We start from the raw sequence: 14,144 nt of genomic DNA, 5'->3' as shown, positions 1-14,144 counted from the left end.
CTCGTGATCGAGTTCCAAAAAATATCGAGCTTTCAGTTAACTACTCGTCTTGCAACCAGGTGATGGCGCGACGCACCTGCCGCTTGCTACTACCAAGGTATAAGGCGGGATCCGTGGCCCGGGCCACCGCCTCGGGGGCCAATTGGCCCTGTAGCTCGGGGTGAGCCTCGAGTGCCTCGGCGTAGGGAATGCCCTGGCGACGCGCCGTTTCGGCGGCCTCGGCGCTGATCCGCTTGGCGACGTCCTGTCCCAGTATAGGCACCAGCAGCTTCGACACCGGCTCGGCCATGATGCCGCCGCCGGTGACCGCCAGGTTGCGGCGCATCGCCTCGGGGTGCACCTCGAGCCCCTCGAACAGTACCGCGGCCTGCTCCAGGGCGCCTTCGAGCAGCAGGGCGCCATCAAGCAGCGGCGCCCATTCGGCATGCCACTCGCCGAGGCCCCGCTCCAGTGGCTGGGCGGCGGCGTTGAGCAGCACCGTGGTATGACCGTGCACCTGGCGCACCGCCCCGCGGATCAAGGCGCAGCGTACCGGGTTACGCTTGTGGGGCATGGAAGAGGACTCGCCCATGCCGGGAGCAGCGGGCTCGGCCACCTCGCCTACCTCGGTCTGGGTCAGCAGGGCCACGTCTAGGGCCAGCTTCTCGGCGGCCCCCGCCACCGCATCCAGGGCCGTGCCCAGGGCATGGATCGGCTGACGGTCGGTATGCCAGGGCAGCACCGGGGCACTCAGCCCGAGTCGCTCGGCGAGGGCATCCATAAAATCGAGCCCCGGGTCGTCCCAGCCCGAATGCACCCCCACGGCGCCGCCGAACTGCACCGGCAGCGCCACCCCGGCCAGGCGGCGGCGCGCCTGCTCTAGGCCGATGGCCCAGTGGGCCACCTTGACACCGAAGGTGATCGGCAGCGCCTGCTGCATCAGGGTACGCCCCACCATCACGGTCTCGTCGTGGGTGACCATCAACGCCGTGGCGGCGGCCCGGCAGCGCAGCAGCAGGGCGTCCAGGGACGCCAGACGCGGCTCGAGCAGCAGCATCAGGGCCGTGTCCACCACGTCCTGGCTGGTGGCCCCCTGGTGGAAATAGCGCTTCAGCTCGTCGGGCAGGGCAGAGCGGGCCTGCTTGACGAAGGGGATGGCCGCGTTGCCGCCACTGGCGATACCGGCGGCGATGGCCTGGCCATCGAAGGCATGCGCCTCGAGAAGATCACGCATTTCCCCGCTCACCCCCTCGGGCAAGGCACCATGCGCCTCCTGGACCTCGGCCAGGGCCAGCTCGAAGGTCAGCATGGCGGCGATCATGGCGTCGGTATTGCACTCGGCCAGGGCCGTTTGGCTCATAAAGGGGTGCTGAAGCAGGGCTGCGGGCATGGGACACTCTCCTGGCAAGTCGAATAGCGCACAAAGGTTCGCAAATCGAACACAGATGCTAGATCGGCGGCCTCGCGATGGCAATACGCCATGCTCCCCGAGGCGTGACGGCACTTACCCCGTGGCGGCCTCGATCACCGCCTCCAGGGCCAGGGCGTAGCCACGACTGCCGAGCCCGGCGATCACCCCATCGGCACGCAGGGAGACATAGGAGTGGTGGCGAAACGCCTCGCGCTTATGAACATTGGAGAGATGCACCTCGATCACCCGGCCCTCGAAGGCGTTGAGGGCATCGAGGATGGCCACCGAGGTGTGGGTATAGGCGGCGGGATTGATGATGATGGCGGCGGTGCCGTCCAGGCGCGCGGCGTGGATGGCATCGATCAGCTCGCCCTCGTGGTTGCTCTGCCGGCAGGCGATCTCCCAGCCCGCCAGCAGCGCCTGCTGACGCAGGGCGTTATCGATATCCGCCAGGGTCTCGTGGCCATAGATCTCCGGCTGGCGGCTGCCCAGCAGGTTGAGGTTGGGGCCGTGCAGTACCAGTACCTTGTTCATGCGTGCTCCTGAGGTCATCGATTGGCGCCCGCGTCGCTCGGCTCCAGCAGGCGCTGCCAGAGGCGGGTGACCAGGGCGCGATGTTCCTGAAATTCCTCGGCCCCCACCGCCCGCGGCTGGTTGGCCAGGGCGGCGCGATGCACGGCGTCCCGATAGGCCAAGTAGGCCTCGCGCAGCCCCCGGCACTCGCCGGCATCCAGCAGGCCGCCGGCCTCCAGGGTCTCGAGCAGGCGCATGTTATCGCTCCACTCCAGCAACTGGGGGGCGTAATGGGCCATGGAGAGCACCGCGTACTGGCAGAGGAACTCGATATCCACCATGCCGCCGGGGTCCTGCTTGAGGTCGAACTGGTCGTCGCCGGGGCGGCTGGCCAGGTGGTCGCGCATCTTGAGGCGCATCTTCACCACCTCCTCGCGCAGCGCCGCGAGGTCGCGCTTCTCGCCCAGCACCTCGCGGCGCACCGCCGCGAAGCGCTCGCCCAGGGCCGGGTCGCCGGCCACCACCCGGGCTCGCACCAGGGCCTGGTGCTCCCAGGTCCAGGCCTCGCGGCGCTGGTAGTCGGCGAAGGCCTCCAGGGTGGTGACCAAGAGCCCCGAGTTGCCGGAGGGGCGCAGGCGCATGTCCACCTCATAGAGGGCGCCGGCGGGAGTCACCGCGGTAAGCAGGTGGATGATGCGCTGACCCAGGCGGGTGAAGAAGACCGGGTTGTCGATGGGCCTGGGGCCATCGGTGCTGCCCTGGGAGGCGGCGTCGTGGATAAACACCAGGTCGAGGTCCGAGCCGTAGCCCAGTTCGATGCCGCCCAGCTTGCCGTAGCCGACGATGATAAAGTCGCTCTCCCCTTCCACGCCGTCACGACGCTGGGGGCGGCCATGCTTGCGCACCAGGTGCTTCCAGGCCATGGCCAGCACCTGCTCCAGCACCACCTCGGCAATAAAGGTGAGGTAGTCGCTGACCTTCATCAGCGCCCGGGTGCCGGCGATATCCGAGGCCGCCACGTGCAGCACCTGGGCGTGCTTGAAGATGCGCAGCGCCTCCAGCTGGGCCTCCTCGTCCTCCTCGGGAATCCGCGCCAGGGTCTGGCGCAGCTCGTCGGCGAGGCGTTCCTTGTCCGCCGGGGTATAGAGAGTACCCGGGGAGAGCAGCTCGTCGAGCAAAATGGGGTGACGGGCCAACTGGTCGGCCACCCAGGGGCTGGCCCCCACCAGGCGCATCAGGTGATCCAGGGCCTCGGGGTTCTCGCGCAGCAGCGCCAGATAGGCGGTGCGCCGCAGCACCGATTCGATCAGCGGCAGGGTGCGTTCCAGGGCGCGATCCGGCAGCTCGCTGCCGGCGGCGGCGTCCAGCATCAGCGGCATCAGGGCATCCAGGCGCTCGAAGCCGATGCGCTGCATGCCCTTGACCGCCCGGGAGTGGCGCAGGCCCTCCAGGCGCCGGGCGGCGGTATCGGCCTCGACGAAGCCGGCCCGTCCCAGCAGCTCGGCGGCCTCCTCGGCGTTCAGCTCGCCGCGCCACAGGGCGCGCCACTCGTCCAGCCCCACCTCGGCGCCCTCCCGATGGGGGACACTGATCTCCTCGCGCTCCTCCTCCGGGTCGGCGATCACCGCATCGAAATGCTGGCGCACCCGGCCGCGCACCTCGTCGAGGCGCGCCATCAGCGCCGGCCAATCGACCATGTCGAGGGCCAGGGCGATACGCTCCCGGTCCGTGTCGTTATCGGGCAGGGCCTGAGTCTGGCGGTCCTCCAACCCCTGGAGGGCGTGCTCCAGGTCGCGCAGGAAGACGTAGTCCGGGAGCAGCTCGTCGACCACCGCCTGGGGCAGCAGTCCCAGGTCCGGCAGCCGCGCCAGGGCACTCTTCAGGGAGGTCACCTGGAGCTCGGTGTCGCGGCCGCCGCGAATCAGTTGGAAGGCCTGGACCACGAACTCCACCTCGCGGATGCCGCCGCTGCCCAGCTTGATGTTGTCGTCCATGCCGCGGCGCTTGACCTCGCGGTTGATCATCGCCTTCATCTCGCGCAGCGACTCGATGGCGCCGAAGTCCAGGTACTTGCGGTAGACGAAGGGGCGCAGGCCGGCCAGCAGCTCGTCGCCGGCCTCCCGGTCGCCGGCCACCGGGCGCGCCTTGAGCATGGCGTAGCGCTCCCACTCGCGGCCCTGGTCCTGGTAGTAGCTGCCCAGCATGGCGAAGCTGCCCACCAGGGGGCCGCCGTCGCCCAGGGGACGCAGGCGCATGTCGACGCGGAAGGCGAAGCCGTCGCCGGTCACCGCGTCCAGGGCGCCGATCAGCTTCTGGCCCAGCTTGGTGAAGTACTCCTGGTGGTCCAGCTCGCGGCGCCCGCCCCGGGTGACGCCCTTCTCCGGGAAGGCGAAGATCAGGTCGATATCCGAGGAGAGGTTGAGCTCACCGGCGCCCAGCTTGCCCATGCCCAGCACCACCAGGCGCTGGGGGGCCTCTTCGCCGGGGCGTGGCGCCGGGTGGCCCCAGCGCGGCGCATAGTGGGCCTCCAGCCAGCCCAGGGCGCCCTCCAGGCAGACCTCCGCCAGCCGCGACACCGCCGCCGCCGTGGCCCACATGTCGGTGCCCGGGGGGCGAGTCAGGTCGCGCCAGACGATGCCCAGCATGCGCGCCCGACGAAAGCGCCGCAGCGCCCCCTGCATGGCCGACTCGTCCTCGGCGGCCTCCAGGGCCTCGCCCAGCCAGGCCTCCAACAGGGCCGGCTCCGGGGCGTTCTCCAGCTCGCCGTTGGCCTCCAGGTGCAGCAACCACTGGGGGTAGCGGACCAGCGTCTCCAGAGCGAAGTCGGAGATCGCCACCACCCGGGCCAGCTGCTCGCGGCACGCCTCGGGCAGCGCCAGCCAATCCTCCAGGGGCGAGTCGCGGCCGGTCATCTCGGCCAGGCTATCGGCCTGGGCCAGGGCCTCGTCCAGGCGCTGCTGGGCCTGGCCCAGGGGGCCGCGCAGGGGCTCGGGAATCTCGGTCAGGGGCAGGAAACCAGTCGGCAGCGCCATGGGCCTCTCCTCGGGGTCGTTGGCTTCAGCATAGCGAAGGGAGCGCTCAGGCGAAGAAGCGCTGCCAGGCGATCAACGCCCAGGTCAGGCCAGCCAGCAGCAGCGCCAGCATCACCGCCGCCGAGCCGATGTCCTTGGCGCGCCCGGAGAGCTCGTGACGCTCGGGTCCGATGCGGTCCACCACGCTCTCGATGGCGCTGTTGAGCAGCTCGACGATCAGCACCAGCAGGCAGCTGCCCACCAGCAGGATCCACTCCACCGGGCCCTGGCCGAGCCACAGCGCCAGCGGCAGCAACACCAGGCAGAGCCCCAGCTCCTGGCGGAAGGCCGCCTCGTTGCGAAAGGCGGCCCTGAGGCCCTTGAGGGAGTAGTGGGTGGAGTGGATCAGGTGGCGCCAGCCGCGGTGTCCCGGTTTCATCTGCCGTCTTCCATCGATGAGCGATCGCTGTTTGAGGCCGATGGTAGCAGAGCGGGGGCGCGGCCGCGCCCCAGAGGTGACGCGGCGTCATCCCGGGGCGAGGCAGGCGGAGAGAATGGGGGGTTAAAAGGCCTGGGTCAGGGTCAGGCGCAGCAGATCGCCCTGGGGCGCCGCCCGGTTGTCATACTCGTGGTAGAGGGCGGCGTTGAGGCCCAGCCCCAGGGCCGGCCAGAAAACCCCCGCCTCGACGCCGATGGCGTGCTGCTCGGCCTTATCGCCGGGAGCCGCCCCACTGTCATCTTCCAACTGCCAGGCGTCGTAGCCGACCAGCCCCAGGGTCAGGCCGCTGGCAAGGCGATGGCCCAGCCCCCACTCCACCACCAGGCTATCGCCGGGGGTGACGCCGGTGTCGCTCTGGCGGCCGTGGGTTTCGTAGCGGCTCAATGCCGAGACCGTCCAGCGCCGTGCCTCGTCGAGGCGCCAGGCGCCGCCCAGGGTCAGCATGGTGCTGTCGAAGCCCTTGCCCGGCGAGGCGGGGCGATCGGCGGCGTGGTCGCCGGTATCCAGCCACTGGCCGGCGGCGAAGACCGCGTCCCAGCGTTCGCCGTGCCAGCCCAGCACCAGCGGGCTGAGGAAGAGATCGCCCAGGCCGCTGTCGCCGTCATCGAGGCCCACCCCACCGAAGCGTAGCGAGGTGTCCACCACCGGCAGGATCGCCTCGACACCATAGTCGGCGCCGAGGACCTGGCGATCGGTGATCCACACCAGGCGATTGACCAGGGCGGTCACCTCGCCGCGGTTGCGCCCCGGGGCGGCATCGCCGCCGCCATCGCGCAGGCTATCGATCTCGTAGCGGGCCAGGTAGCCCCGATAGTAGAGGCCGGGCGGGGGGACCATTGCGCCGTTGAGGCCCTCGACGCCGGGCACGTAGTGACCGTTGGCCGCCGAGGCCGGGGACGCGAGGGCGGCGCCCCCCAGGGCCAGGCCCAGGACCAGCCAGTTGCGGTATCTCATGGGGAAATCCTTATTGTCGTTATCGGAGGAAGGGCCGGCGCCCGGGGGCGCCGGCAAGCGATCGCCGTGGGTGCCCTAGTCGGCGGCCTGTTCCAGGGCACGGGGGCGCTTGTGGCGGCTCTGCAGCTCCGGGGCCTCGGTCCGGCTTAGCTCGATATCGAAGACCACCTCGGTGAAGGGGCCCTCCAGGCCACGCGCCTCGGCCTCGGCGGCGTCATCGATTGGCCGTCCCTCGACCAGTAGTTCCTCGCGGGTAGCGAAGGCGAAGTCGTCCCAGGTGTAGGGGTCGCCGGCCAGGTTGATCTGGGTGGTCAGATGCTTGTGGCCCGGTGCCGAAATGAAATAGTGGATATGCGCCGGGCGCTGACCGTGGCGCCCCAGGGCCTTGAGCACCCGATCGGTGGGGCTGCCTTCCGGCACCCCATAGCCGGAGGGGATGATGCTGCGGGCCCGGTAGCGTCCCTCGGCGTCGGTGATGATGGTGCGGCGCAGGTTGTACTCGGACTGGGACGGGTCGAAGTGGGAGTAGCCGCCCTTGGCGTTGGCGTGCCAGATCTCGACCCGGGCGCCGGCGACCGGCCGGCCGTCGGTGTCGCGCACCTGGCCGGTCAGCCACATCACCTCGCTGTCGCTGTCGCTACCGTCGTCCATGCGGGTGATGCCTTCGGCGACCGGGGCACCGGCCACGTACAGCGGGCCCTCGATGGTACGCGGGGTGCCGCCGCTCAGGCCGCGGGCCTCGTCCTCGGCGTCCATGCGCATGTCCAGGTAGTGATCGAAGCCCAGGCCCGGGGCCAGAAGGCCGAACTGGGAGCCCTTGCCGAGCTCGTTCATCAGGCTCGCCGTGGCCCAGAACTCCTCCGGGGTGATGTCGAAATCATCGATCAGCCGGTAGAGATCGGCGAGCAGGCGATGGACGATCCGCTTGGCGCGCTCGCTGCCGCCGTCCTGGTCGAAGCCGGCGACGGTGTTCAGGAAGTCCTGAACCTGGGGGGTATCGAAAATCTTCACGGTCATGGCGTCTTGCTCCTTGTGGTTCTTGTCGTGAAACGGCCAATGGGTGGCATTAGATCCGCTTGAACAGGGCCGAGCGCTGGCCACCCTCGGCGCCGTCGGCGGCGGTCAGGAAGCGCTCCATATGGATATCGCGCTCGAACAGGCGCCCCTGCATCAGGGCGGTGATGGCCGCATCGATCATCGGCGGCGGCCCGCACAGGTAGGCCTTGTGCTCGCTGAAGCGGCCCTCGAAATGGGCGATGGCGGCATCGTGGACGAAGCCCACGAAGCCGTCCCAGGCATCGTCGTCGAGGGGCGCGTTGAGCGCCGGCACGTAGCTGAAGCGCTCATGCTCGGCGGCGAGTCGCTCGAAACGCTCGCGATGGTAGAGCTCGGCGAGGTTGCGCGCGCCCTGGAAGAGGGTGATGCGCCGCGTGTCCGCGGGATCGGCCAGCAGGTCGAGGATCATCGACTCGGGACTGGAGAGCCCGGAGCCCCCGGCGATGAAGATCACGTCCTTGGGGTCGGACTTGCGCACGAAGAACTGGCCATAGGGCCCGCTCAGCTCGAGCCCCTGGCCCACCTCGAGGCACTCGTGGAGCCAGGTGGTGGCCGCCCCTCCCTCGACCTTGCGGATATGCAGGGCCAGCTCGCCGGACTCCGCCGGCGCGGAGGCGATGGAGAAGGCCCGGGTGCCCTCCACGCCGGGCACCTGGAGGTTGATGTACTGGCCGGCCTGGAAGGCCATGCCCTCGCCGTCCAGACGCAGGCGAATCTCGCGAATGGTCGGGGTCAGGTCCTCGATGGCGCTGACGGTGGCGCGCCAGTCCTGCACCGGATGACCGGCGAAGTCGGGGTCCTCGTCGACGTCGGCCTCGATCACCAGGTCGCTCTCCGGGTGACAGCAGCAGGCCAGGCGGTAACCCTCGTCACGCTCCATGTCGAGCAGGGCGAAGGGCGAGGCGTCGCCCACCTCGGCCTCGCCTTCCAGCACCTGCATTTTGCAGGTACCGCAGGTGCCATGGCCGCAGGCGAAGGGCAGCCACACGCCCTGGCGCAGGGCCGCGTCCAGCAGGGTCTGTCCTTCCTCCACCTCGACGATCTCGCCGGTGGGTTCGATGGTCACTTCATAGCTCATGACACTCCCCTCCCCTCAGATGGCGGCGTCGGCCAGGTCCGACAGCCGTGGGGTGATCAGGCGCAGCTGTGACTTGTGGCCGATGCCGTTGTCGGCCAGCGAGGCGTCGCCGCGCGGGGTGAAGGCCTCGCCGTCGAGGCGCCACTGGGCCTCGGCGAAGTCGAGTGCCTCGCTCTCGGGATGCGGCGCCAGCGCCGGGGTGAGCACCTCGGCGAGGAAGGCATCGAAGGTCATCGCCGGGTCGGCGAGGAAGGTCAGGGGGGCGCAGAACAGCAGGTGGCGCTCCCACATCACGTACACCAGCTGGTTGCCGTGGAAGTTCTCGACGCGGTCGCGCACCGGGCCCCGATAGTTGGCATAGTTGGCTCTAACGCTCATGGTCTCCCCTCCTCAGACGGCCTGTTTCCACGCCGCCCAGCGGCGCTGTTCGGCGGAGCCCTCGAAGTCGAGGTTGTCTTCGCCCATTTCGATGCGGTAGTAGTCACCGATCACCTTCTCCATGTCGGCGCCGCCGCAGTTGCCCTGCAGGATCTGGTGCACCGGCAGCCAGGCCTGGACGTACTTCTCCGGCTCGTGATGGAAGATGTCGCGGCAGCCATCGGAGCAGAAGTGATAGCGCTCGCCGTCATGGACGGTGTCGCGATGGCTGAGCAGGGTGTCATCGTCCGGCTCGGTGATCGCCAGCGGAATCTGGCACACCTGGCACAGCTGCGGCAGGGCGTCGTTGTAGAAGCGCTCGCCGCGGGCGGCCTTCTCGGCCAGCAGCTCGAAGCGCGGGCGGTAGAGGCGATCGAAGGTGTCCGGGTACTTCTCGGACAGCCAGTCCATCTCCTGGGCGGTGGGCACCCAGGTGTTGAAGGCGGTGGCGTGACCGTACTGGTAGAAGATGAACCAGGCCTGGTGGCTGACGTGATCCTTGCCGATCACGGTCTGGTCGGCGTACTTGGGCGGGCGGATGCCGTAACGCTCGAGTTCCTTGAACAGGGCGCCGCCGGCCTCCTCGTAGTACATCGTCCAGGCCTCGGCCCAGGACATCACCTTGTTGGGCAGCATGTAGTCCATCATCATGCCGACGATGGAGAGCAGCCGGTAACCGCGCCACAGCCACTTGTCGAGCCACTGCTGGACGATCGGCACGTTGTCCTCGTGCTGCTCGAGGATGAACTTGATGATCTCGAGCCCCAGCGTCATGTGCCGCGCCTCGTCGGACTGGGCCGAGAAGCCGAAGGTCACGGTGTTCATGTCGCCGTTGTAGGCGGCGCCGGACATGAACGGCAGGAACAGCAGGTTGGTCAGCACGTACTCGAAGGAGAAGGAGATCGCGGTCAGGAACTCGAAGGGGCCCGCGGTGGAGGCGTCCTCGAAGAACGACTTGGGCACCGACAGGTACCAGACCCGATCGAACATGTGTGGGAAGTCATGCATGCCGCCGAAGTACTTGTTGTAGTGGCTCATGGCATGGATCTGGGTCTGGGTATGGCGCAGCTCGTCGATCGACTGCATCTGGCAGGCGATGCGCGCCCCCACCCCGCCGAACTGGCGACCGACCCGGGCATAGCCCTTGTAGGCGTTGTACTCCAGCGGCGTGACGGCGGTGATGAACAGCTTGACCGCGTTCAGGTAGCGCGGGTCGGAGATCTTCATCTGGCCGTTGTTCTGGGACACCGCATCGAAGATCGCGTAGAGCTTGCGCTCCTTCTCCGCCTGGAATTTCCAGTAGTTGTCCATGGTCAGGCGGAAGGGGTCTTCCCACTGGTCCCAGTCGGTGATCTTGATGCCCTCGAAGCCCTCCTGGGGAAAGATATCCTCGTAGCGCTGATAGCTGGGCTCCCAGCCCAGGTCCCGGGTCATGATCCGGTAGCGCTCCTTCATATTGAGTCGCTTGCTGGTCTTGGCATTCATGGCTAACTCTCCTGCGCCATTATTGTTGGCTGGCGTGTGATGGCGTCGTCGGGACTCAGCTGTTCCAGTAGAGGGTGAAGCTGTCGTCGTCCTCATCGACGTTGCCGCCGATGCTGATCATGTCCACCTGGAGCTCCTGGGTATCCCAGTCGCGGCCCAGCTTCTCCTCCACCGTCTCGCGGCGAATGACCAGACGGTCGTCGGCCTCGACGCGGATCATGGCCGGGCTGTGCTTGACCTCGGCCTCGGGGTTGTCCTCGCCGATGGCCTCGACGATAAAGCGGGCGTTCTCGTTGTCCTGCAGGGCGATAAAGACGCGTGACATGGGGCTAACTCCGTAATCAGGGGAAGGCTCAGTGGGTCTCGAGCAGGCCGAGCTTGGCGAGGCGCTTGTCCAGCACCGCCAGGGCGGCGTCGAGCTCGATATCGGCGTCGATGGCCACCGGGGTCAGCGCCTCGACGGCACGGCTGCGCCAGTGGGCGACCCAGCGGGTCAGTTGCACCCGGTTGGCCTCGCTCTCGCCGGCCAGGGTCTTGAACAGCGCATCGATAAAGCGGCTGCCGTCCTTGAACCAGTCACCCATGAAGTCGGTGAGGATGGCGATATCTCCGCCATCGATCTCCATCAGGCGCGCGTCCAGGGACTCCAGCAGGAAGGGGTAGAGCAGGCCGTCGAAGATCAGGTTCTGGGCCAGGGAGAGCTCGGCCCAGTCCTCCACCACCAGGCTGTCTTCGACGTAGCGGCGCACGCCCTGCCAGGCGGCCTCCTCCATCCACAGGGTCTTGGCCTCGGCCAGCAGGGCGCCGGGCGACTCGTCGATCAGCAGGCCGATGCGCGACAGGTACTGGGCCACGGCGAGGCGGTCCATGCCGTGGTACATGTGCGCCTGGCTCAGGGTGGTACCGTAGGCATTGGCGGCGATGCCCACGTTATTCATGTTGGCGCCCATCTCGGCATGCCGCAGCGGCAGCAGGCAGCGGGTCAACAGGCGGCGCACGTCGTCGTTCAGGCGAGCGCCCAGGCCGCGCTTCTCGAAGAAGGCGAAGCTGGACTCGGTGTTCTCCTGGAGCTTGGCGCGGGCCGCCACCCAGGCGCCATAATAGAACTGGCGGGGGTCGCTGAAGGCGTACCAGTCTTCCATCACCAGCGCCGTGTAGCCGGTGTCGTAGAGTTCGTGGTGCTCATCGAACATCGGCCGATAATGGAAGTTGGTGGTCGGCTGAATATCGAAGCTGGCTTCCTGATAACGGGTCGCCGGCTTGTCGCCGAAGCGCCGCTTGGTATGGCCATAGGTCTGGCGAATCGGCGTAATCTCCGCCGTCTTGATCTCGACACTCATAGGGGACTCCTCGTTTCTTATTGTGCGATGGTGGCCATCGTTTTCTGGCGTTAGTGGCTGACGCTGTAGCGCCACTTTTCCATCTGGGTATCGACGGCCTCGGCCTGCTCATCGCTCATAAAGATCACGTCATTGCGGGCACAGAACGCTTCGAAGGCCACGGGCGGCATGATCAGCTCAACGAACAGTTCCGGGTTCTCGATGGCGAAATCGAATTCGACGAAGCGTGCGCTTCTCTCCCTCACTCGGACATAGCGTTTCAGGGTGCGGGGGATGGCCGATTGAGACATGGGTTCACCTCCGGGTGAGTTTCCTTCCTACCATTACAAGGCCCATGCCAGCTCGGCCAAAAAACAGAAAAGCCAAGCAAAAACAGTGATATAAAAAATAGCCCCACCGTTTCCCGAGCTCCTTTTGAGCGCCGCGAATCGTGAAAATCATCAATTGCTGCGCAGCAGCTTGGCCAAATGATGAAAACCACCGTCCGGCGACAGGGAGTGCAATGAAAGGGACTGGAAGTGGCGACCTCGAGCGGCTTATGCTGTCGGAGTCGATAATCGGTAGTCGTGTTGAAAAATCCGACAAAAGTCCAATACACAAGACCAAAATAACGACCCTGTGACGCCATGAAAACGAGCACGCCTAGCGATGGGGTGACGCCGCGTTACCCGGATAGCCGAGATATTCTCGAGAAACTGCGCTTCCTCCCCGAGGAGGGCCAGATATGGCTCGGCGAGCAGCGCATGCTGCTGATGCAGCTACAGACCATGGCCACCTTTCGCCATGAGATCATTCGGACCCTGGGGCTGAAGCGTGCCAAGAGCTTCTTCCTGCGCCTGGGCTACCACTCGGGCCTGAAGGATGCCGAGTTGGCCCGCGCCGTGCGCGGCCAGGAGATGTCGATAGAGGATGGCTTCCTGACCGGCCCCCAGCTGCACTCCCTGAGGGGACTGGTCAAGGTGATCCCCCTGGCGCTGGAGATCGATCCCCGTCAGGGCCACTTCTATGGCGAGTTCGAGTGGCAGGACTCCTACGAGGTGGCGATCAGCGAGCAGCTCGACTCCTCCCTGGACGAGCCGGTGTGTTGGATGCAGCTGGGTTATGCCTGTGCCTATTCCAGCCAGTTTCTCGGCCAAGAGATTCAGTATCGGGAGGTGGAATGCCGCGGCCGCGGCGACGAGCGCTGCCGCATCATCGGCCGTCCCGCCGCCGAGTGGGAAGATCATGGCGCCTTCGCCGAGCACTTCCGCGAAGACCCGTTGATCGACGAGCTCTACGAGCTGCAGTCGCGCATCGCCTACCTGGAAGACGATATCGCCCGCCACAAGGGCGACGAGCACTACCGCCCCATCGGCAAGGTCCCGGCCTTCCTCGGGGCGCTGGACCTGATCGACCGCGCCGCGCGCTCGGAGGTGCCGATCCTGCTGCTGGGCGAGACCGGCACCGGCAAGGAGATCATGGCCCACCGGGCCCATCAGCAGAGCGGCCGGGCCGAGGGGCCCTTCGTGGCGGTCAACTGCGCGGCCATTCCCCCGGACCTGATCGAGTCGGAGCTATTCGGCGTCGAGAAGGGGGCCTATACCGGTGCCGTCCAGTCCCGGGCCGGGCGCTTCGAGCGCGCCCACGGCGGTACCCTCTTCCTGGACGAGCTGGCCGAGCTCTCGCCACGGGCCCAGGCCTCGCTGCTGCGCGTGCTGCAGGAGAAACGGATCGAACGGGTCGGCGGCCAGCACAGCTACGCCATCGATGTGCGTATCGTCGCCGCCACCCATGGCGACCTGATGGAGCGGGTACAGGACGGTCGCTTCCGCGCCGACCTCTTCTACCGGCTCAATGCCTACCCGGTGACCATCCCGCCCCTGCGCGATCGCCGCGACGATATACGGCTACTGGCCGAGCACTTCCTAGCGCGTTTCGAGTGCCACTACCACGTCAAGACGCTGGGCTTTACCGATCAGGCCATGGCGCTGCTGCGCGCCCATGCCTGGCCGGGCAATATCCGTGAGCTGCAGAACATCATCGAGCGGGGGGTGATCCTCGCCGGCGACAGCAACTCCATCGATGAGCAGGCGCTGTTCGGCCAGCATCCCGGCCAGAAGCCGGGCCAGACCCTGAGCGAAAGCGGCCATATCGGCCAAGCCACGGAGACCGAGTGCGGGGATGCCCTGGTGTCGCTCTGCGACCGGGTGCTCGAGGCGGGGGTGTCGCTGGAGGTCCTGGAGACGGCCCTGCTGGAGAAGGCCTATCGGGAGTCGGGCAAGAACGTCTCGGCGGCGGCCCGGCGCCTGGGCATGAGCCGGGCGGCGCTGGACTATCGCCTCAAGAAGGGGGGAATGCTGTAGCCGAGCCTGTCCGTGACTCTCCACAACAATGACGCGGCCCGCCGATTGGCGGGCCGCGT

Annotated in this window: 13 protein-coding genes; 1 reads left to right on the top strand and 12 read right to left on the bottom strand. The window is 67.3% G+C overall.

From position 1 onward, the window contains the following. Positions 1-40: 40 nt before the first annotated feature. The 12 genes from HPA02_RS12575 to HPA02_RS12520 form a co-directional block, all read right to left on the bottom strand. Complete coding sequence (locus HPA02_RS12575) at positions 41-1,369, bottom strand: class-II fumarase/aspartase family protein (protein ID WP_146803554.1); 1,329 nt, start codon at positions 1,367-1,369, stop codon at positions 41-43. Positions 1,370-1,483: 114 nt separating this feature from the next. Next, complete coding sequence (gene aroQ, locus HPA02_RS12570; protein WP_146803553.1) at positions 1,484-1,924, bottom strand: type II 3-dehydroquinate dehydratase; 441 nt, start codon at positions 1,922-1,924, stop codon at positions 1,484-1,486. 14 nt (positions 1,925-1,938) lie between these two features. Then, positions 1,939-4,935, bottom strand: a complete 2,997-nt coding sequence (gene glnE, locus HPA02_RS12565) for a bifunctional [glutamate--ammonia ligase]-adenylyl-L-tyrosine phosphorylase/[glutamate--ammonia-ligase] adenylyltransferase (RefSeq protein WP_146803552.1) — start codon at positions 4,933-4,935, stop codon at positions 1,939-1,941. A 46-nt stretch (positions 4,936-4,981) separates the two neighbouring features. After that, positions 4,982-5,353 carry a diacylglycerol kinase gene (locus HPA02_RS12560; RefSeq protein ID WP_146803551.1) on the bottom strand — a complete coding sequence of 124 codons (372 nt, stop codon included), beginning with the start codon at positions 5,351-5,353 and terminating at the stop codon, positions 4,982-4,984. A gap of 123 nt (positions 5,354-5,476) precedes the next feature. Further along, positions 5,477-6,367, bottom strand: a complete 891-nt coding sequence (locus HPA02_RS12555) for a SphA family protein (RefSeq protein ID WP_146803550.1) — start codon at positions 6,365-6,367, stop codon at positions 5,477-5,479. A gap of 75 nt (positions 6,368-6,442) precedes the next feature. Then, the gene (catA, locus tag HPA02_RS12550) at positions 6,443-7,384 is read right to left on the bottom strand and encodes a catechol 1,2-dioxygenase (protein ID WP_146803549.1); all 942 of its coding nucleotides are present in this window, start codon (positions 7,382-7,384) and stop codon (positions 6,443-6,445) included. Positions 7,385-7,433: 49 nt separating this feature from the next. Further along, positions 7,434-8,501 (bottom strand): NADH:ubiquinone reductase (Na(+)-transporting) subunit F, encoded by a 1,068-nt coding sequence (locus tag HPA02_RS12545; protein ID WP_146803548.1) that lies wholly within the window; start codon positions 8,499-8,501, stop codon positions 7,434-7,436. A gap of 15 nt (positions 8,502-8,516) precedes the next feature. Next, positions 8,517-8,879, bottom strand: coding sequence for a phenol hydroxylase subunit P4 (locus HPA02_RS12540; RefSeq protein WP_146803547.1), 363 nt, complete (start codon positions 8,877-8,879; stop codon positions 8,517-8,519). Positions 8,880-8,891: 12 nt separating this feature from the next. After that, entirely contained in the window at positions 8,892-10,403 is a 1,512-nt protein-coding gene (locus HPA02_RS12535) for an aromatic/alkene/methane monooxygenase hydroxylase/oxygenase subunit alpha (RefSeq protein WP_146803546.1), read from the bottom strand. Between the two features lie 55 nt (positions 10,404-10,458). Further along, positions 10,459-10,728: an MmoB/DmpM family protein gene (locus HPA02_RS12530; protein WP_146803545.1), complete on the bottom strand. Its 270-nt coding sequence runs from the start codon at positions 10,726-10,728 to the stop codon at positions 10,459-10,461. Between the two features lie 28 nt (positions 10,729-10,756). After that, positions 10,757-11,743 (bottom strand): aromatic/alkene monooxygenase hydroxylase subunit beta, encoded by a 987-nt coding sequence (locus HPA02_RS12525; protein WP_146803544.1) that lies wholly within the window; start codon positions 11,741-11,743, stop codon positions 10,757-10,759. A 50-nt stretch (positions 11,744-11,793) separates the two neighbouring features. After that, positions 11,794-12,033: a phenol hydroxylase subunit gene (locus tag HPA02_RS12520; protein ID WP_146803543.1), complete on the bottom strand. Its 240-nt coding sequence runs from the start codon at positions 12,031-12,033 to the stop codon at positions 11,794-11,796. 336 nt (positions 12,034-12,369) lie between these two features. On the opposite strand from HPA02_RS12520, the gene HPA02_RS12515 reads away from it, so the two are divergent. Next, on the top strand, positions 12,370-14,085 hold the full coding sequence (locus tag HPA02_RS12515) for a sigma-54-dependent Fis family transcriptional regulator (RefSeq protein ID WP_146803542.1): 1,716 nt from the start codon (positions 12,370-12,372) through the stop codon (positions 14,083-14,085). Positions 14,086-14,144: the final 59 nt, after the last annotated feature.

It is taken from the genome of Bisbaumannia pacifica (genome assembly GCF_007989625.1).
Taxonomy (GTDB): Bacteria; Pseudomonadota; Gammaproteobacteria; order Pseudomonadales; family Halomonadaceae; genus Bisbaumannia; species Bisbaumannia pacifica.
Note: the sequence above shows the minus strand (reverse complement) of the source record. Positions and strands in the feature narration are given on the sequence as shown.